Annotated in this window: 2 protein-coding genes; one reads left to right on the forward strand and one right to left on the reverse strand. The window is 59.5% G+C overall.

What is annotated here, in order from left to right:
- Positions 1-267: DUF6124 family protein (locus tag JV201_RS02100; protein WP_219406449.1), on the forward strand; the 267-nt coding region annotated here is incomplete at its 5' end.
- On the opposite strand, the gene trxC is transcribed toward JV201_RS02100, so the two are convergent.
- Positions 226-660, reverse strand: a complete 435-nt coding sequence (gene trxC, locus JV201_RS02105; protein ID WP_003209402.1) for a thioredoxin TrxC — start codon at positions 658-660, stop codon at positions 226-228. The genes JV201_RS02100 and trxC overlap by 42 nt on opposite strands.
- Between the last annotated feature and the right edge of the window lie 43 nt (positions 661-703).

A 703-nucleotide genomic window follows, 5' to 3' on the forward strand; every position in this document is an offset into this window, starting at 1 on the left:
ACTCCAAATCCCCCGTCGTACCTTTTTACAGTCAGCCCCGGCCAAGCCACCGAAACCCTGATCCTCAATACCTACGAAACCTTCTCCTCAGTCACCACCCTCTTGCTCGACCTTTCCGACGACCTCACCGGCAAGCAGCGCGATGTCGCGTTGGCCATTCATCAGTTGAGCGAATTGGGCGTATTGCTGATGGGGCAGGTGATTGGACCGGGGCGTCCCGCTACCTCAAACGCCCTGACTGCGCAGCCAGCTCATCAACTGCGGTAACGGAAACGCACCGCTCTGACGCGCCACTTCCCGGCCATTCTTGAACAGGATCAGGCTGGGAATCGAGCGAATCCCCAACTGAGCGGATAACTGCTGATTGGCCTCGCTATCGAGCTTGGCCAATCGGCACTTCCCGGCCAACTGCCCGGCGGCCTGCTCAAACACCGGCGCAAACGACTTGCACGGCCCGCACCATTCGGCCCACACATCCACCAGCAACGGCAGGTCGCCCTTGATCTGGCTGGCGTAATCGCCCTGTTTCAGCTCAAAGGGTTTGCTTAACAGCACCGGTTGCTTGCAGCGCCCGCATTTAGGCGCATCGCCCAGGCGTTCATTGGGGATGCGGTTAAGACCGTTGCAGTGGGGGCAGGGGATTACTAGAGAGTCGGACATGCTGGGCTCCGTGAAAGTGGCCAATGGGTTCTATTTGGAGCCG

It is taken from the genome of Pseudomonas sp. Colony2 (assembly GCF_019382755.1).
Lineage (GTDB): Bacteria > Pseudomonadota > Gammaproteobacteria > Pseudomonadales > Pseudomonadaceae > Aquipseudomonas.

Coding starts and splice junctions, on each gene's coding strand:
- trxC (WP_003209402.1), bottom strand. CDS start 660: ATGTCCGACTCTCTAGTAATCCCCTGCCCCCACTGCAACGGTCTTAAC.